This window comes from Paracoccus sp. SY (assembly GCF_002901215.1).
In the GTDB taxonomy this organism is placed as follows: domain Bacteria; phylum Pseudomonadota; class Alphaproteobacteria; order Rhodobacterales; family Rhodobacteraceae; genus Paracoccus; species Paracoccus acridae.
This window is the reverse complement of sequence record NZ_NWMQ01000011.1, coordinates 1-18,072: the sequence shown is the minus strand read 5'-3', so window position 1 is coordinate 18,072 and position 18,072 is coordinate 1. Positions and strand designations below refer to the sequence as shown.

Below are 18,072 nucleotides of genomic sequence, written 5' to 3'. Positions count from 1 at the left end.
AAAGATGTCTTGAATATGGTTGATTATTTGGAAAGTGAGGCCATGGATGAAAGCCTGTATTCCAAACTACACCATTTCTCTCTCAAAGGGCGGAACGAAAAGTTCAAACAGACAAAAGACTATTGGTCACAGCAGGGCGAGATTGGTTCGGATTCGAATTTCCGCTTCGCCGCCCGTCTAGATTATATCGTCAGCGGTCATCAGCGCGGAGAAACCTGGGAAAACCTCGCAGAGCGTGCGCTCTGGCTCTATCCTCTTGAAGCTTAAGATCTCATAAAAGCCCGCCATAAGGCGGGCTTTCTAATTAGAAACGCTATCGTCAGTTCCGCGCGCGGTCCACCATCTTGCCCTTGGAGATCCAGGGCATCATCTCGCGCAGCTTCGCGCCGACCTTCTCGATCTGGTGTTCGTCATTGGCGCGGCGCGAGGCCTTCAGCGTCGGCTGGCCCACGGCGTTTTCCAGCATGAAGTCGCGCACGAACTTGCCCTGCTGGATGTCCTGCAGCACCGCCTTCATGCGGGCCTTGGTTTCCTCATAGGGCAGGATGCGCGGGCCGGTGACATACTGGCCGTATTCCGCCGTGTTCGAGATCGAGTAATCCATGTTGGCGATGCCGCCTTCATAGATCAGGTCCACGATCAGCTTCACCTCGTGCAGGCATTCGAAATAGGCCATCTCGGGCTCATAGCCCGCCTCGACCAGGGTTTCGAAGCCGCAGCGGATCAGTTCCACCAAGCCGCCGCACAGGACCGCCTGTTCGCCGAACAGGTCGGTTTCGCATTCCTCGCGGAAGTTGGTCTCGATGATGCCAGAACGCCCGCCGCCGATGGCCGAGCAATAGGACAGCGCCACGTCAAGCGCCTTGCCCGTCGCGTCGTTGTGGACCGCCACCAGGCAGGGAACGCCGCCGCCCTTGGTATATTCGCCGCGGACCGTGTGGCCGGGGCCCTTGGGGGCCATCATGATGACATCGACGCCGGGCTTGGGCTCGATCAGGCCGAAATGCACGTTCAGGCCGTGGGCGAAAGCGATCGCCGCGCCTTCGCGCAGGTTGTCGTGGACGTATTTCCTGTAGGTATCGGCCTGCAGTTCGTCCGGCATGGTGAACATGATCAGATCGGCCCAGGCGGCTGCCTCGGCGATGCCCATGACCTTCAGGCCCTCGCCTTCGGCCTTCTTGGCCGAGGGCGAACCCTCGCGCAGCGCGACGACGAGGTTCTTGGCGCCCGAATCGCGCAGGTTCAGCGCATGGGCATGGCCTTGGCTGCCATAGCCCAGGATCGCGACCTTCTTGTCCTTGATCAGGTTAACGTCGCAATCGCGATCATAGTAAACGCGCATGGGGATGGTCCTTTCATTCTGCTGGAGCCGTTCTAGCGCCCCTGGCGCGATGATGCCTGCACAACGGACGCAATTTCGGGCCGGTCTTGCGAAAAGATTATGCCGTGCTATGGCGTTTTTTATGACTTTCATGCCCGACAGCACCGACCGCCGCATCCTGCGGCATCTTCTGGCCGAGCCCGAGGCCGCGAATGCCACCCTGGCCGAACGCGCGGGCGTGACATCCGCCGCGCTGTGGCGGCGGTTGGAACGGATGCGCGAGGCGGGCGTCCTGAAAGGCGTGCAGGCGCGGATCGACTGGCGAGCGATGGGTTGGGCGGTCGAGGTGTCCTTGCGCTTCACCCTGGACAAGACCAACCCCCGCGCCTTCGACGAATTCCTGGCCGCCCTACGCCAGGTGCCCGAGGTAATCGAGATCCAGTCCTTCCTGGGCAGCGTGGACTGGCGGGCATCCGTCATCGCGCGGGACATGGCCCATTGGCAGCAGGTCTATCGCGACCGCATCCTGACCCTGCCCCATATCGCCGAACTGGACGCGCTGATGCTGGTCGCCACCATCAAGGACAGCGGGGAACTGGCGCTGTGACCGATGTGGATGCGACCGACCTGGCGATCCTGCGCGTCCTGGCCACGGATGCCACGCGCAGCGCCGCCGATGTGGGGCGCGCGGTCGGCATCGGCCAGCCTGCCGCCTGGCGACGCATCAAGCGGCTGACCGACCAGGGGGTGATCGCGGGACGGCGCGTGGTGCTGGACCAGGCGGCGCTTGGCTTTGGCGTCACGGTCTTTCTGGGCATCAAGCTGGCCGCCAAGGGCCGCACCGGCCTGGAGGACTTCGAGCGCGCCGTCACCGCCATCCCCGAGGTGCAGGTGGTCCAGCATGTCCTGGGCCAGTTCGACTATCGCCTGCGCATCACCGCCCGCGACATCAGCGATTTCGAACGCATCCTGCGCCGCCGCATCATGACCCTGCCCGGCGTCGGCCAGGTCGAGGCGAACGTGATGCTGTCCGAGGAGCGCAGACCGGGACCCCTTGGCGCCTGAGGCGCGTTTCGTCTGGCCCCGTCCCTTGTCCCGCGCTACAGATCCGCTCATGCAAAAGATCACCCTTCCCGAACGGCCCAACTGGCGCGACACCGCGCGCGAGGTGGGATTCACCTTCGCCGACATGCATGGCGAGCCTTATTGGGACGAAAGTTCGGCATACCGGTTCTCGCTGCGCCAGATCGAGGACGATATCGAGGAACCCTCGACCGACCTGCACGCCATGTGCCGCGACGCCGTAGCCGAGATCGTGACCAGCCAGGAAATGATGGAGCGTCTGGGCATCCCCGACCCCCACCGCGACCTAGTGGCCGACAGCTGGCGCCGCAACGAGCCCGAGATTTATGGCCGGCTGGACCTGGCCTATGACGGCAAGGGCCCGGCAAAGCTGCTGGAATACAATGCCGACACGCCGACTTCGCTTTACGAAAGCGCGGCCTTCCAGTGGCAATGGCTGGAAGACCAGTTGGCGGCAGGCGTGCTGCCGGATGGCGCGGACCAGTTCAACGGCATCCACGAGGCACTGGTGGAACGCTTCCGCGCCTTGTTCTCCAAGAACACCGACATCCACTTCACCGCGATGGCCGACAACCCCGAGGATTACGCCACCGTCGAGGCCATGGCCTGGGCCGCGCGCGAAGCCGGGATGGGCGCGCATTACAGCGACCTGGACAAGCTGGGCGTCAGCAAGCAGGGCCAGTTCGTCGATGCCGAGGATCGGGTGATCGGCACGCTGTTCAAGCTCTATCCCTGGGAGGATCTGCTGCGCGACGATTATGCCCGCCATATCGCAGGGTCTGGCTGCCTGTTCCTGGAACCTGCCTGGAAGGCTCTTGTGTCGAACAAGGGCATCCTGCCCGTGCTGTGGCAGATGTTCGAAGGCCATCCGAATCTGCTGCCCGCTTTCTTCGCCGATGACGTGGCCGACGCGCTTGTGGCGGGGGGCCGCCCGGTGCCTGCAGTGGCGAGCGCCTTCGAAAAGGTGGCGGACCAGTTCACGCGCGGCCATGTGGTCAAGCCGATCTTTTCGCGCGAAGGCGCGGGCGTCAGCATCGTCGAGGCTGGCGATGTGACCGAGGCGTCCCCAAATACCGATTATGACCAGCATCCGCGCATCGTGCAGGCCTATGCGCCCTTGCCTGACTTCGACGGCTTCAAGCCGATCGTCGGCGCCTGGATCGTGGGGGATGCCTGCGTGGGCATGGGCCTGCGAGAGGACCGGGCCCGCATCACGCAGGACCTGTCGCGCTTCAAGCCGCATTTCATCGCGGACTAAAGGGGGAAAGACATGAGGAAACGTTCCAGAGCCGTTGCCCTGACCATCCTTGGCGCCGCCAGCTTCGCCATCGCCGGCTGCCGCGAGGAACAGGTGGACGCGCAGGCCTTTCCCGACCTGAACGCCTGCCTTGCCGCGGCGGATGAAGGCGGGCTGTTCACCGCCGACGAATGCCGCCAGTCCTTTGCCGAGGCCGAACAGCTTCATGTCGAATCCGCGCCCCGATACGACAGCCTGCAGGTTTGCGAGGAACAGCACGGCGTCGGCAATTGCGGATCGGAAGACCAGCAGGTCTCGAACGGCGGGTCGGGCAGCATCTTCATGCCGCTGCTGGCGGGTTACCTGATCGGGTCGATGCTGGGGGGCGCGGGCATGTCGCGGTCCCAGCCGATGTATCGCACCCCCCAGGGCGGCTATACCAACGCCGCGCGAACCAGCACGTTTTCCAGCAATACCGGCCGCGCGGCGCTGAACAGCAACCAGTTCGCCCGCCCCGCCGCGACCGCAGGCCAGCCGCCGATGTCGCGGGCGACCGCCGCCTCGCGCGGGGGGTTCGGATCAAGCGCGGGCAGCCGGTCCTTTGGCGGTTGACCCATTGCGGATTTGCGTGAACCTTGACCCATTCGGGGCGTTCGCCCCTGTTCCCATGTCAGGAGTTCCAGCATGTCCCGTCTTGCCCCGCTTGCCGTCACCCTGCTGATGGCGGCAACGCCGCTTGCCGCACAGGATATCGTCGTATCCTCGAAGATCGACACCGAGGGCGGGCTGCTGGGCAACATGATCCTGCTGGCGCTGCGGGACGCGGGCCAGCCGGTCCAGGACCGGCTGCAACTGGGCGGCACGCCGATCATGCGCGACGCCATCGTGGCGGGTCAGATCGACATCTATCCCGAATACACCGCCAATGGTGCCTTCTTCTTCAACGAGGCCGACAGCCCGGTCTGGAAGGATGCGGCCCAAGGCTATGCCCGCGTGGCGGAACTGGACAAGGAACAGAACGACATCGTCTGGCTGACGCCGTCCCCGGCCAACAACACCTGGGCCATCGCCCTGCGCCAGGAGGTGGCCGAGGAGCACGGCCTAACCACCATGACCCAGATGGGCGAATGGATCGCAGGCGGGGGCCAAGTGAAACTGGCGGCTTCCAGCGAATTCGTGACCTCGCCCGCCGCCCTGCCGGCCTTCCAGGAAACCTATGGCTTCACCTTGACGCCCGACCAGCTTGTGCAGCTTGCGGGCGGCGATACGGCGGCGACCATCGCGGCGGCGGCGCAGCAGACGTCGGGCGTGAACGCGGCGATGGTCTATGGCACCGACGGCGCGATCGCCGAGGCCGGGCTGCTGGTGATGGAGGACGACAAGGCCGTCCAGCCGGTTTACCAGCCCGCCCCCATCGTCCGCGCGTCGGTGCTGGAGGCCCATCCCCAGATCGCCGAGGTGCTGGAGCCGATCTTCACCTCCCTGACCCTGCAAACGCTGCAGACGCTGAACGGCCGCATCCAGATCGGCGGCGAACCTGCGGCGGCGGTGGCCGAGGATTACCTGACCCAGGCGGGCTTCCTGGACTGATCCATGCCCCGGCTGTCGCCCCCGGCCGTCCTGTTCGCCGTGATCGGGCTGGCGGGTCTGGCCCTGCCCCTGGTCCAGTTCAAGGCAAACCGCATCGTGCCGGGCGAAGGGGTGGGACTGGCTGCCCTGCCCCATGGTCCCTGGGTCATGCTGGGCCTTGGCGCCGTTCTGGTCCTGGCCTGCCCTGACCGCTGGCCTGCCGCGGCGCGGCTGGCATCGGCGGTCGCGGGGCTGATCGCTGCAACGCTGATGCTGGGGATGGCGGCGCTCCATCTGCCGCCGCTGGGCAACAGCCTGGCGCGGGTCGCCCCGGCATCGGGCTTCTGGCTTCTGGTTCTTGCCTTCGGGCTGATGCTGGCCGATGCGGTGAACCGGCTTCGCCCTTCGCTGGCGCTGCGATGGGTGATGCTGGCAGGGGCGGTGGCGCTGGCGGCCGGGATCCTGGCATCCGGCGTGCTGGATGGCGTGTCGGTGATGCGCGAATATGCCACCCGTCGCGACCTGTTCGGGCGCGAGGCGCAGGCCCATCTGGCGCTTGCCTTCGGATCGCTGGGCCTTGCGCTGCTGGCGGGCATCCCCCTGGGCATCGCGATCTTTCAGGTGCGGCGCTGGCGCGGCCCGGTCCTGGGGGTGCTGAACATCCTGCAGACCATCCCGTCGCTGGCGTTGTTCGGGATGATGATCCCGATCCTGGGTTGGGTTGCGGCCACCGTTCCCGGTGCGGCGCAGGCGGGCGTGTCGGGCATCGGCACCTTCCCAGCATTGGTCGCGCTGTTTCTGTATTCGCTGCTGCCAGTGGTGTCGAACACGCTGGCCGGGCTGTCGGGCGTGCCGGCCCCCACCCGGGAAGCGGCGGTGGGCCTGGGCATGACCCGCGCGCAGGTCATGGCGCAGGTGCTGCTGCCGCTGGCCCTGCCGGTGCTGCTGGCCGCCGTGCGGATCGTGCTGGTCCAGAACATCGGCCTTGCAGTCATCGCGGGGCTGATCGGCGGCGGCGGCTTCGGCACCTTCGTCTTCCAGGGGCTTGGCCAGACCGCCATGGACCTGGTGCTGCTGGGCGCGCTGCCCACCATCGCCCTGGCACTGGTGGCGGGAATCGCGCTGGATCTGCTGGTGCAGGGAACGCGCCGGGGGGCCGCATGATCGAGATCCGGCACCTGACCCGGGTCTATGACGGGGTTCCGGTGGTCGACGACGTCAGCCTGACGGTCGGGACGGGGGAGCTTGCGGTGCTGGTCGGCACCTCGGGGTCGGGCAAGACGACGCTGCTGCGGATGATCAACCGGCTGGTCCAGCCAAGCTCGGGCCAGGTTCTGGTCGAGGGCGTGGACACCGCCACCCTGCCCGCCCATCTGCTGCGCCGCCGCATCGGCTATGCCATCCAGGGCCACGGGCTGTTTCCGCACCGCACGGTCGCGCAGAACATCGCCACCGTGCCGCGCCTGCTGGGCTGGCCGCGCGCCCGGATCGACGCCCGCGTGGACGAATTGCTGGCCTTGTTCCAGCTGGACCCGGCCACCTTCCGCAACAGGATGCCGCACCGGTTGTCGGGGGGGCAGGCGCAGCGCGTGGGCGTGGCCCGCGCCCTTGCCGCCAGGCCGGACCTGCTGCTGATGGACGAGCCCTTCGGCGCGCTCGACCCGCTGATCCGCGCCAAGGCCCAGGCGGATCTGCGCGCGATCCAGCAAAGGCTGGGCACGACGCTGATCCTTGTCACCCACGACATGCGAGAGGCCGTGGATCTGGGCGACCGGATCGCCGTCATGGACGGGGGGCGGCTGCTGCAATACGACCACCCGGCCCGCATCCTGACCCAGCCGGCCGCGCCCTTCGTGCGCGACCTGATCGGCGCGACCGATCGGCCGCTGCGACTGCTGTCGTTGAAGACGGTCGGCGATCTGGCGCAGCCCGGCGATGCGGAAGGCCCCGCCATCCCGCCCGAGGCGACCTTGCACGATGCCCTTGCCGAATGTCTATGGACCGGGCGCACCGCCCTGCCGGTCCAGGGGGGCGGGATCGTGACGCTGGACGCGCTGCGCGCCGAGGCAAGGCCGCGATGATCCGCCGCATCCTGCCGGCTTTGGCGGGCCTGGGGCTGCTGGCATTCTTGATCTCGCCGGGCAGCTTCGCCCCGCTTTTCCAGCCCTTCACCCGCAACAATGCGCCCGCCATCTATACGCAGACCAGCCTGCTGTCGCTGACCCTGTCGCATCTGGCCATCGTGGCCGTGGCGGTCGCGGCCTCGACCGTCGCAGGGTTGGTGCTGGCGATCCTGGTGACGCGCGGCGCGGGGCGCGAATTCCTGCCCCTGGCGCGCACTGTCACCGCCGTGGGCCAGACCTTTCCGCCGGTCGCGGTGCTGGCGCTGGCGGTGCCGGTTCTGGGCTTCGGCACCGGCCCGACGCTGGTGGCGCTGTTTCTCTACGGGCTGCTGCCGGTCTTTGAAAACGCGCTTGCCGGGCTGTCGGACCAACCCGCGCCCGTGGCCGAGGCGGCGCGGGCGATGGGCCTGACGCCCCGCCAGCGGCTGTGGCAGATCGACCTGCCGCTGGCTTTGCCGCTGCTTCTGGCCGGGATGCGGCTGACGGCGGTGATTTCCCTGGGAACGGCGACCATCGGATCGACGGTGGCGGCGCGCACCCTGGGCGAGGTGATCATCGCCGGGCTTTTGTCATCGAACACCGCCTTCGTGCTGCAGGGCGGGCTGGTCGTGGGCATTCTGGCAGTGCTGATCCATCACGCGTTCCAGGCGGCCGAAATCCGGGCCCGGCGGCGAATGGGGCTGGACTAGCCCCCGGAACGGCTTCCGGCCGCGCGTCCCGACCCCGCCACCCGGCCGGCTAGATCGCCACCGGCACGACATTCCAGATGTCGGCCATGTATCCCCGGATCGTGCGGTCGGATGAAAAGAAGCCCGACCGCGCGATGTTCAGGCAAGCCATCCGGTCCCAGGTTGCGCTGTCGCGATAGGCGGCGTCGATGCGGCGCTGCGTGGCGAAGTAATCGTCGAAGTCGCTTGCCACCAGGAAGGGGTCGTCGTTCCAGGTCCGGTCCAGCAGGCTGTAATAGGACTCGGCCCGGCCGAACCGACCTTCCGATATCAGGTGCAGCGCATCCTTCAGGTCCTGGCTTCTCTCGATGGCGCGGCGGGCATGGCCGGGGGTTGCGGCTTCTTGCGCGGCTTCGTCCGCCTTCAGGCCGAACAGGAAGAAGTTCTCGGCGCCGACAAGGTCGCGGATTTCCACATTCGCGCCGTCCAGCGTGCCGATGGTCAGCGCGCCGTTCATGGTGAACTTCATGTTGCCGGTGCCCGAGGCTTCCTTGCCCGCCGTGCTGATCTGTTCGGACAGATCGGCCGCGGGGATCAGATCTTCGGCCATCGAGACGTTGTAGTTCGGTGGATAGGCGATCTGCAGATAGCGCCGGGTGACGGGGTCGTTGTTGATGGTCGCCGCCACGTCGTTGATCAGGTGGATGACCGACTTGGCTAGCCAGTATCCCGGCGCGGCCTTCCCGCCGAAGACCTTGACCCGAGGCGTCCAGTCTCCGTTCGGATCGTCGTGGATCCGCTTCCACAGGGCGATGGCTTCCAGGATGTTCAGAAGCTGGCGCTTGTATTCGTGGATGCGCTTGACCTGGATGTCGAAGATCGCATCGGGGTCCGCCTTGACGCCCAGATCGGCCAGAAGCCCGTCGGCCAGCCAGACCTTGTTGGCGCGCTTGACCTGCCCCAAGGCCTCGCGGAAGGCGCCGTCCCCGGCCTGGGGTTCAAGCCCGCGCAACTGTTCCAGGTCGGTGGTCCAGCCGTCCCCGATCGTGTCGTCCAGAAGCCGGGCCAGGCCGGGGTTCGACATGCGCAGCCAGCGGCGCGGGGTGACGCCGTTGGTCTGGTTCACGATCCGGTCGGGATGCAGGCGGTGCAGGTCGGCAAAGACCGTGTCCTTGACCAGGTCGGTATGCAGCGCCGACACCCCGTTCACCTTGCCCGCCATGATGAAGGCCAGTTCCCCCATCCGCACCTGATCATGCTGGACGATGCCGACATCCGCAGGCCGTCCGCTGGAGGCTCGGTGGTCGTCGTCGATCATCTGGATGATCTGCATGTGGCGCGGCAGCACGCCACCCAAAAGCCAGGTGGACCAGCGCTCCAGCGCCTCGGGCATGAGGGTGTGGTTGGTATAGTTCAGCGTCCGGCGCGCCAGATCCTGCGCCTCGCCGAAGGGCAGGCCGTGGTCGTCCATCAGGATGCGGATCAGCTCCGGCCCAGCAATCGCCGGATGGGTGTCGTTCAACTGCATCGCGACCTTGTCGGGCAGCAGCCGCAGATCGCCATGTTCCTGCATGAAGCGCCGCAGGATGTCCTGCAGGGAAGCCGAGGTCAGGAAATATTCCTGCTTCAGCCGCAGTTCCTTGCCCGCATCGGTCGTGTCGTCGGGATAAAGCACGCGCGACAGGGTGCGCGCCAAAGCCTCGGGTTCCGCCGCCGCCGTGTGGTCGCCCGCATTGAAGCGGTGCAGATCCAGAAGGGTCGTCGGATGCGACCCCCACAGCCGCAGCGTATTGGCCCAGGTGCCGCCCCATCCCACGACCGGCGTGTCATAGGCCCGTGCGATCACGCTTTCGCCCGGATGCCAGACGGCGCGGCCATCCACGGTTTCCACATGGCCCTTGAAGCCCACGGTATAGCTGTAGTCGATCTTGACGAATTCCCAAGGGTGGGGCTGGTTCAGCCAATCCTCGGGCGTTTCGACCTGCTGGCCGCCTTCGAACCGCTGCCGGAACAGCCCATGTTCATAGCGGATGCCATAGCCGAAGGCCGGACAGTTGAGCGAGGAGAGCGATTCCATGAAGCAGGCGGCAAGCCGCCCCAGCCCGCCATTGCCAAGCGCCGCATCCGGTTCGTTGTCCAGGATCTGCTGCTGGTCGAGGCCCAGCATCGCCAGCGCTTCCTCCATCGGTTTTTCCAGGCGAAGGTTGATGATCGCATCGCCCAGCATCCGCCCGATCAGGAATTCCATCGACAGATAGCAGACCCGCTTTGCCCCCTGGTCGCGCGCGGCGCGGAAGGCATCCACCCAGGTGCCCGCCGTCAGGTCGCGCACGGTATAGCTGATGGCCATCCGCCAGTCGAAGGTCGTGGCGAATTCCGCCCCCCGCCCCTGGCTGTGGGTCAGGTGGTGAAGGATCTGGTCGCGCAGGGCCAGGGCCGTAGGTGGGTTTTTCAAGATCGAACCTCGCTGGGGAGGGGAAGGGAATCAGATGTCGCGCCGCCGAAGCGCCAGAATACCCGGCAGGGGTTGATTTTCTGTTGCCAGCTTTCCGGCCGGTTGAAAAGGGTTTGGGGTGCGGACCGCCGCCCTGTGCACCCTATTGCCTGGAACATGGGCCCTGCTGTCACATCTGCATCAGGTCGCACAAGACAAAGGCCGCCACGCTTTCCGCAGCGATCCGTTCCACCTGCCCCGCCCGTTCATCCGGGGGACCGTTCCGGGCGGTATCCAGGCGCCTGCGCCAGTGGCCGCCCTGGGTCGTATCGGGCAGGCGCACGGACGTGTCGGGGCCGTTGTTGAAGACCAGGAACACCGCCCCCGGCAGCGCGGCATAGGGGGGTGTCCTCGATGCCATGCGCATTTCCGCCGCCAGCAGGCACAGGTCCGGGTCGGACCAGTCCGCAAGCGTCATGGGCGCCCCGTCGGCGCGGCGCCAGAACAGGTCGGGCAGCCCGTCCTGTTCGCGCGGCTGGCTGTGCAGGAACCGCCGCTGGCGCAGGATCGGATGGGCCTTGCGAAAGGCGATGATCTGGCGGCAGAAATCCAGGAAGGCCGGGTCCGCGCCTTCCCATTGGACCCAGCCGATCGGATTGTCCTGGCAATAGGCGTTGTTGTTGCCGTTCTGGGAATTGCCAAGCTCGTCCCCCGCCAGGATCATCGGCGTGCCCTGGCTCAGCATCAGGGTGGCCATCAGGTTGCGGCGGCGGCGGTCGCGGCGGGCAAGGATTTCGGGATCAAGGGCCGGGCCTTCGACGCCCATGTTGTCCGACATGTTGTGGTCGTGGCCGTCGCGGTTGCCCTCGCCATTGGCATCGTTGTGCTTGCGCGTGAAGCTGACGGTATCCATCAGCGTGAACCCGTCATGCGCGGCCACGAAGTTGACCGAGGACGTGGCAGCCCGGCCGTCATGATCGAACCGCGCCGCCGATCCGGCGATGCGTTTCGCCAGCTTGCCGACCTTCCCCGCATCGCCGCGCCAGAAGCTGCGCACCTGGTCGCGGAACCGGTCGTTCCATTCGCAGAAGGGCGCGGGACAGGCGCCCAGCCGATAGCCGTCCCGGCCCAGATCCCAGGGCTCGGCGATCAGCTTGACGCGGTTCAGGACGGGATCCTGGCGCACCGCGCGAAAGAACGGCCCGTCGGGGTCAAACGCCCCACGCGTCCGGCCCAGTACCGAACACAGGTCGAAGCGGAAGCCGTCCACATGCATCGCCTCGACCCAGTATCGCAGGCTGTCCATCACCAGCCGCAGCGCGAAGGGGTTGTCCAGGTCCAGGACATTGCCCGTCCCGGCGTCGTTCACATAGAAGCGCCGGTCCTCGGCCAGGCGGTAATAGGCGGCGTTGTCGATGCCCCGGAAGCACAGGGTGGGGCCAAGCTCGTCCCCCTCGGCCGTGTGGTTATAGACCACGTCCAGGATCACCTCGATCCCTGCCTGGTGGAACCGCGCCACCATCTGCTGGAATTCGGCGATGTCGCCCCCCTGCAGGTAACGCGGATCGGGCGCGAAGAAGCCATAGGACATATAGCCCCAGTAATTCGTCAGCCCCCGGTCGGTCAGGAAGCGGTCGTCCGCGAAGGCATGAACCGGCAGCAGTTCGATGGCCGTGACGCCCAGGCGGTTCAGGTGATCCAGGACCGGGTCCGAGGCCATGGCCAGGAAGCTGCCGGGCCGGTCGATGCCCGGATGCAGCATGGTCAGCCCCTTCACATGCGCCTCGTAGATCACGGTATCGGTCAGGGGGGTGCGCAGGGGGCGGTCCTCGCCCCAGCTGAAGGCCGGATCGACCACCACGCAGCGCGGCATGAAGGCGGCGCTGTCGCGGCGGTCGAAGGACAGATCCGCATCCGCGTGCCCGGCCCGGTATCCGAACAGCGCGTCATGGATGCGCGGCGGCTTGGTCAGGCTTTTGGCATAAGGGTCGATCAGCAGCTTGTTGGGGTTGAAGCGATGCCCGTCGCGGGGGCGATAGGGGCCGTGGACGCGGTATCCGTACCGCTGCCCCGGCAAAAGGCCGGCGATGTATCCGTGCCAGACATGGCCTTCGCGTTCCGGCAGGGGGATGCGGGTTTCCCGGTCCTGGTCGTCGAACAGGCACAGGACGACCCGTTCGGCATGCTGGGAAAAGAGGGCGAAATTGACGCCGCCCCCATCGAAACTGGCGCCAAGCGGGAACGGATGGCCCGCCGTGATCGAATGGGTCATCGGTTCGTCGCAAGCCTGGTGTAAAGGGCGCCATAGGCGCGGGCCGACTGGTCCCAGCCCACGGGATGCGACATCGCGTTCCGCTGAAGGCGGGCCCAGGTATCCGTGTCCCGGTAAAGCAGGCAAAGACGGGTCAGGGCGCCGCGCAGCGCATCCGCCGTCACCGGGGAAAACTGCAAGCCCGTCGCCGCATCCCGCGCCAGGGCGGCAGGCGATGCGTTGATGACCGTATCTGCCAGACCGCCCGTCAGCGCCACCACCGGCACGGTGCCATAGCGCAGCCCATACATCTGGGTCAGCCCGCAGGGCTCGAAGCGCGACGGGACCAGGATCGCGTCCCCCCCGGCGATCAGGCGGTGGGACAGCGCCTCGTCATAGCCGATGCGGACCGCGACATTGGCGTTCTGTTCGCCCAAGGTGCGAAAGGCCTGTTCCAGGCCGGGATCGCCCGACCCCAGCACCGCCAGTTGCCCGCCATGATCCAGCAGGGCGGGCAGCGCCCCCAGCACCAGATCAAGCCCTTTCTGATGCGTCATCCGCGACACGATCACGCACAGGGGGCCATCCGCATCGGGCAAACCCATCTCGGCCCGCAGGGCGGCCTTGTTGGCGGCCTTGCCCATGGGGCTGTCATAGGGCCGGATCGCCGGATCGGTGGCGGGGTTCCAGGCATCCGTGTCGATGCCGTTCAGGATGCCCGACAGGGCCTCGCGCCGGTATCGCATCACCCCGTCCAGGCCCATGCCGAATTCGGGGGTCATCAGTTCCTCGGCATAGGTCGGCGACACCGTGGTCAGCGCATCGGCCCCCATCAGCCCCGCCTTCAGCGGCGAGATGCCGCCATAGAATTCATAGCCTTCCATGTGGAAGCGCCAGGGATCCAGGCGCAGCGACCCGATCCGGCCGGGATCGGTGGCGCCGGTGAAAGCGATGTTGTGGATGGTCAGCACCGTGGCAGGCCCGCCGCCCATCTGGCGCAGATATTCGGTGACAAAGCCCGCCTGCCAGTCATGGCCGTGCAGCACCTGCGGATGCCAGCCAAGCGCGCCATGCACCCCCAGATGCGCGCCGACCCAGGACAGCGCGGCAAAGCGTTCGGGATTGTCCGGCCAGTCGCGCCCGTCCGGGGCCATGTAGGGGTTGCCCGTCCGGGCGAACAGATGGGGTGAGTCGATCGCCAGCAGGTCCAGCCCCGCCGCCCGGCCGGCCATGACCCGTGCCGGGGCGCCGAACAGGTCGTGGAAATAATAGACCTCGGACACGTCCTGCAATGCGTCCATCACGGCGGGATAGCCGGGCAGCAGGGTCCGCATCTGGACCCCTTCGGCGGCAAGCGCGGCGGGCAGCGCGCCCGCCACATCCGCCAGCCCGCCCGTCTTGACCAGCGGCGCGCATTCCGAGGCGATCGACAGCACCCGGATCACAGGCTTGCCGCCCGGTGGTCCAGCATGTCCTGGGTGATCAAGGTGATGCCTCCTTCGCTGACGCGGAACCACTTGGAGTCTTCCTGCGGATCCTCGCCCACGACAAGGCCCTCGGGAATGACCACGCCCCGGTCGATCACCGCGCGGGTCAGACGCGCACGCCGCTGCACCGTGACATAGGGCAGCACCACGACATGGTCCAGCGACGCATAGCTGTTGGTATGGACCTGCGTGAACAGCAGCGAATTGCGGATCTCCGTCCCCGAGATGATGCAGCCCCCCGACACCATGGACGACACGGCGATGCCCCGACGGTCCTTTTCGTCATGGATAAACTTCGCCGGCGGCACGCTTTCGGAATAGGTCCAGATCGGCCAGTCACGGTCCCACAGGTTCAGTTCGGGGGTGAAATCGGTCAGGTCGATATTGGCCTTCCAGAAGGCATCCACCGTGCCGACGTCCTTCCAGTATGCGGGCGCGCCCGGATCGCGCACGCAGGACACGTCGAAGCGGTGCGCCATGGCCTTGCCGTTCCTGACGATCTCGGGGATCAGGTCATGGCCGAAATCGTGGCTTGAATTGGGATCCTCGGCATCCTTCAGCAGAAGGTCGCGCAGGAAGGGCCAGCTGAAGACATAGATGCCCATCGATGCCAGCGCGCTGTCGGGATCGTCGGGCATCCCCGGCGGATCGGCGGGCTTTTCCAGAAACGAGGTGATGCGTCCGGTTTCATCCACCGCCATGACCCCGAAGGCGGTGGCGTCCATCCGCGGCACGGTCAGGCAGCCGATGGTCACGTCGGCGCGGCTTTCGCAATGCTCGCGCAGCATGATCTCGTAATCCATCTTGTAGATGTGGTCGCCCGCCAGGATGACGATGTAATCCACGTCATAGCTGTCCACGATGTCGATGTTCTGGGTCACGGCATCGGCCGTGCCGCGATACCAGTGTTCTTCCGACATCCGCTGGCTGGCGGGCAGGATGTCCATGAACTCGTTTCGTTCGGCGCGAAAGAAGTTCCAGCCGCGCTGCACATGCCGGATCAGGCTGTGCGCCTTGTATTGCGTCGCGACCGCGATCTTGCGGATGCCCGAATTCATCGCGTTCGACAGCGCGAAGTCGATGATGCGGGTCTTGCCGCCGAAATAGACCGCCGGTTTCACCCGGCGGTCGGTCAACTCTCTCAGGCGGCTGCCCCGCCCGCCGGCCAGCACGAAAGCCATCGCGCGCCGGGTCAATCTTGCTTCGGACATCAGCTTTCCTCCCCCTCATCACCATTACCTGCAACAAAGATCACCACCGACAAGGGCGGCAGCGTGATCGCCATCGAGGCGGGCTGGCCGTCCTGGGGCGTGTCCGTGGCCTTTACCCCGCCAAGGTTGCCCATGCCGCTGCCGCCGTAATGGGACGCATCGGTGTTGATCGCCTCTCGCCAAGGGCCGGGCTGCGGCACGCCGATGCGGAAGCCGGGGCGCGGGACGGGCGTGAAATTGCAGGCGACGACCACCGGGGGATCGCCCGCCTCGCCCCGGCGGATCCAGACGAATGTGGACTGCGCCGGATCGGTCGCGACCCATTGGAAGCCCTCGGGCTCCGCATCCTTGCGGTAAAGCGCGGGGGTTTCGCGGTAAAGCCGGTTCAGGTCGCGCACCAGCGCCTGCACGCCCTGGTGGCGGGGTTGGGCGGCGGCGGTCCAGTTCAGTTCGCCATTGTGGTTCCATTCCTCGGCCTGGCCCCATTCGCATCCCATGAACAGCAGCTTCTTGCCCGGATGACCCCACATGAAGCCGTAAAAGGCGCGCAGGTTGGCGAATTGCTGCCATTCATCGCCCGGCATCTTGCGCAGCATCGAGCCCTTGCCGTGGACCACCTCGTCATGGCTGATCGGCAGGATAAAGTTTTCGCTGAATGCATACATCAGCCCGAAGGTCATCAGGTCGTGGTGATACCGGCGATGCACCGGGTCGCGGCTCATGAAGCGCAGCGTGTCGTTCATCCAGCCCATGTTCCACTTGAAGCCGAAGCCAAGCCCGCCCGCATCCACCGGGGCGGACACCTTGGGAAAGGATGTGCTTTCCTCGGCCACGGTCATGATGCCGGGGCTTTCCGCATAGGCCGCGACGTTCATGGCCTTCAGGAAGTCGATGGCCTCCAGGTTCTCGCGCCCGCCATGCCTGTTGGGGATCCACTGCCCCTCGCGGCGGGAATAGTCGCGATACAGCATGGAGGCCACCGCATCCACGCGCAGCCCGTCGATGTGATATTCCTCCAGCCAGTACAGGGCGTTGGAGATCAGGTAATTGCGAACCTCGGTCCGGCCATAGTTGTAGATCAGCGTGTTCCAGTCCTGGTGGAACCCTTCGCGCGGGTCGGCATGTTCGTAAAGCGCGGTGCCGTCAAAGCGGGCCAGGCCATGCGCGTCGGTCGGGAAATGGCCGGGAACCCAGTCCAGCAGCACGCCCAGACCCGCCTGATGCGCGGCCTCGACCAGGTCGCGGAATTCATGGGGCGGCCCGAAGCGGATCGTGGGCGCATAAAGCCCGACAGGCTGATATCCCCAGGATCCGTCAAAGGGAAATTCGCTGACCGGCAGCAGTTCCAGATGGGTAAAGCCCATGTCACGCGCATAGCCCACCAGATCGCGGGCCAGTTCCTTGTAGGACAGGGGCCGCCCGCCCTGGTCCAGCCGCCTGCGCCAGGACCCCAGATGCACCTCGTAGATGCTGATGGGCGCGCGGCGGTCCTGCACCCCGGCGCGGCTCGCCATCCACTCGGCGTCCTTCCAGCCGTAACCGGAGATGTCGCGCACCACGTTGGCCTTTTCGGGCGGATGCTGGCTGCCGAATCCCACCGGGTCTGCCTTCATCAACAGCCCGCCATGGGCATCGAGGATTTCGTACTTGTAAAGCGCCCCCTCGGCCAGGTCGGGCAGGAAGATCTCCCACACCCCGCTGCCGCCGACGCGGCGCATCGGATGGCGCCGCCCGTCCCAGGCGTTGAACGGCCCCACCACCGACACGCGCCGGGCATTGGGCGCCCAGACGGCGAAATGCGTGCCCGCCACGGCTTCATGCACCATCACATGGGCGCCAAGCGCCTGCCACAGCCGGCGATGCGTCCCCTCGCCCAGCAGGTGCAGGTCGATGTCCCCCAGGACTGGACCGAAGCGATAGGGATCGTCGAACAGCCATTCGGTCCCATCCGCAGACCGGGCCTTCAGGCGATAGCTGCCGCTGACGCGTCCCCGGAACAGATCGCCGAAGACCCGTTCCAGCGGCAGGCTGCCCGCATCGGTCAAGGCATCCAGCGCGGCGATGTCGGGATGATGGACGGTCAGCCAGCCGTCATGTGGTCCCAGGATGTCGAACGGCCGGTCGCAACGCCCGCCGGACAGCGCGGCGATATCGTCATTCGTCAGCCCTGACACCTCTGGCACCTGTCCCATGCGCCCACCTTAACCCGCCCCTGCGGCAGGGCAATCCGTCACCTAACGCCGAAACCGGCTTTCCGGTGTCACGTTGGTCGTGTTCTATCGCACCGAACCTTGCAGGAGACCCTTATGACCGAATGGTGGCGCGACGCGGTGATCTATCAGATCTATCCCCGCAGCTTTCAGGACAGCGACGGTGACGGCATCGGCGACCTGCCCGGCATCACGCGGCGGCTGGACCATGTCGCATCGCTTGGCGTGGACGCAATCTGGCTGTCGCCCATCTTCACCTCGCCCATGAAGGACATGGGCTATGACGTCAGCGACTATTGCGACATCGACCCGCTGTTCGGCACCTTGGCCGATTTCGACGCGCTTGTCGCGCGGGCGCATGACCTGGGCCTGAAGGTCATCATCGACCAGGTGATCAGCCATTCCAGCGACCGCCATCCCTGGTTCGCCGAAAGCCGCACCAGCCGCGACAACGACAAGGCCGACTGGTATGTCTGGG

General features: G+C 66.2%; 15 protein-coding genes. 9 read left to right on the top strand and 6 right to left on the bottom strand.

Going from position 1 to position 18,072, the window contains the following annotated elements; all coding sequences use genetic code 11:
- Positions 1 to 319: 319 nt before the first annotated feature.
- Positions 320 to 1,342 carry a ketol-acid reductoisomerase gene (gene ilvC, locus CK944_RS10680; protein ID WP_103173053.1) on the bottom strand — a complete coding sequence of 341 codons (1,023 nt, stop codon included), beginning with the start codon at positions 1,340 to 1,342 and terminating at the stop codon, positions 320 to 322.
- A gap of 130 nt (positions 1,343 to 1,472) precedes the next feature.
- Here ilvC and CK944_RS10675 point away from each other — a divergent pair, with 130 nt between their 5' ends.
- The 8 genes from CK944_RS10675 (at position 1,473) to CK944_RS10640 (ending at position 8,022) form a co-directional block, all read left to right on the top strand.
- Positions 1,473 to 1,928, top strand: a complete 456-nt coding sequence (locus tag CK944_RS10675; protein ID WP_103173131.1) for an Lrp/AsnC family transcriptional regulator — start codon at positions 1,473 to 1,475, stop codon at positions 1,926 to 1,928.
- Positions 1,925 to 2,386 carry an Lrp/AsnC family transcriptional regulator gene (locus CK944_RS10670; protein WP_103173052.1) on the top strand — a complete coding sequence of 154 codons (462 nt, stop codon included), beginning with the start codon at positions 1,925 to 1,927 and terminating at the stop codon, positions 2,384 to 2,386. Before CK944_RS10675 ends, CK944_RS10670 begins: the two co-directional genes overlap by 4 nt.
- A gap of 49 nt (positions 2,387 to 2,435) precedes the next feature.
- The gene (locus tag CK944_RS10665; protein WP_103173051.1) at positions 2,436 to 3,662 is read left to right on the top strand and encodes a glutathionylspermidine synthase family protein; all 1,227 of its coding nucleotides are present in this window, start codon (positions 2,436 to 2,438) and stop codon (positions 3,660 to 3,662) included.
- Positions 3,663 to 3,674: 12 nt separating this feature from the next.
- On the top strand, positions 3,675 to 4,253 hold the full coding sequence (locus CK944_RS10660) for a DUF1190 domain-containing protein (RefSeq protein ID WP_103173050.1): 579 nt from the start codon (positions 3,675 to 3,677) through the stop codon (positions 4,251 to 4,253).
- A 72-nt stretch (positions 4,254 to 4,325) separates the two neighbouring features.
- Positions 4,326 to 5,231 carry an ABC transporter substrate-binding protein gene (locus tag CK944_RS10655; RefSeq protein WP_103173049.1) on the top strand — a complete coding sequence of 302 codons (906 nt, stop codon included), beginning with the start codon at positions 4,326 to 4,328 and terminating at the stop codon, positions 5,229 to 5,231.
- A 3-nt stretch (positions 5,232 to 5,234) separates the two neighbouring features.
- On the top strand, positions 5,235 to 6,374 hold the full coding sequence (locus CK944_RS10650) for an ABC transporter permease (protein ID WP_103173048.1): 1,140 nt from the start codon (positions 5,235 to 5,237) through the stop codon (positions 6,372 to 6,374).
- Entirely contained in the window at positions 6,371 to 7,291 is a 921-nt protein-coding gene (locus CK944_RS10645) for an ABC transporter ATP-binding protein (RefSeq protein ID WP_103173047.1), read from the top strand. Before CK944_RS10650 ends, CK944_RS10645 begins: the two co-directional genes overlap by 4 nt.
- Entirely contained in the window at positions 7,288 to 8,022 is a 735-nt protein-coding gene (locus CK944_RS10640; RefSeq protein ID WP_103173046.1) for an ABC transporter permease, read from the top strand. Before CK944_RS10645 ends, CK944_RS10640 begins: the two co-directional genes overlap by 4 nt.
- A gap of 49 nt (positions 8,023 to 8,071) precedes the next feature.
- Here the strand turns inward: CK944_RS10640 and CK944_RS10635 are convergent, their stop codons facing one another.
- The 5 genes from CK944_RS10635 to glgB form a co-directional block, all read right to left on the bottom strand.
- Positions 8,072 to 10,456, bottom strand: coding sequence for a glycogen/starch/alpha-glucan phosphorylase (locus CK944_RS10635; RefSeq protein ID WP_103173045.1), 2,385 nt, complete (start codon positions 10,454 to 10,456; stop codon positions 8,072 to 8,074).
- A 169-nt stretch (positions 10,457 to 10,625) separates the two neighbouring features.
- Complete coding sequence (gene glgX, locus CK944_RS10630; protein ID WP_103173044.1) at positions 10,626 to 12,707, bottom strand: glycogen debranching protein GlgX; 2,082 nt, start codon at positions 12,705 to 12,707, stop codon at positions 10,626 to 10,628.
- Positions 12,704 to 14,131 carry a glycogen synthase GlgA gene (gene glgA / locus CK944_RS10625; protein ID WP_103173043.1) on the bottom strand — a complete coding sequence of 476 codons (1,428 nt, stop codon included), beginning with the start codon at positions 14,129 to 14,131 and terminating at the stop codon, positions 12,704 to 12,706. The genes glgX and glgA overlap by 4 nt, the downstream gene beginning before the upstream one ends.
- Positions 14,128 to 15,384, bottom strand: coding sequence for a glucose-1-phosphate adenylyltransferase (glgC, locus tag CK944_RS10620; protein WP_103173042.1), 1,257 nt, complete (start codon positions 15,382 to 15,384; stop codon positions 14,128 to 14,130). The genes glgA and glgC overlap by 4 nt, the downstream gene beginning before the upstream one ends.
- Positions 15,384 to 17,576, bottom strand: coding sequence for a 1,4-alpha-glucan branching protein GlgB (gene glgB / locus CK944_RS10615; RefSeq protein ID WP_103173041.1), 2,193 nt, complete (start codon positions 17,574 to 17,576; stop codon positions 15,384 to 15,386). Before glgB ends, glgC begins: the two co-directional genes overlap by 1 nt.
- 114 nt (positions 17,577 to 17,690) lie before the next feature.
- On the opposite strand from glgB, the gene CK944_RS10610 reads away from it, so the two are divergent.
- Positions 17,691 to 18,072, top strand: a 382-nt coding sequence (locus CK944_RS10610) for an alpha-amylase family glycosyl hydrolase (protein WP_239986034.1), incomplete at its 3' end; no start/stop codon positions are given.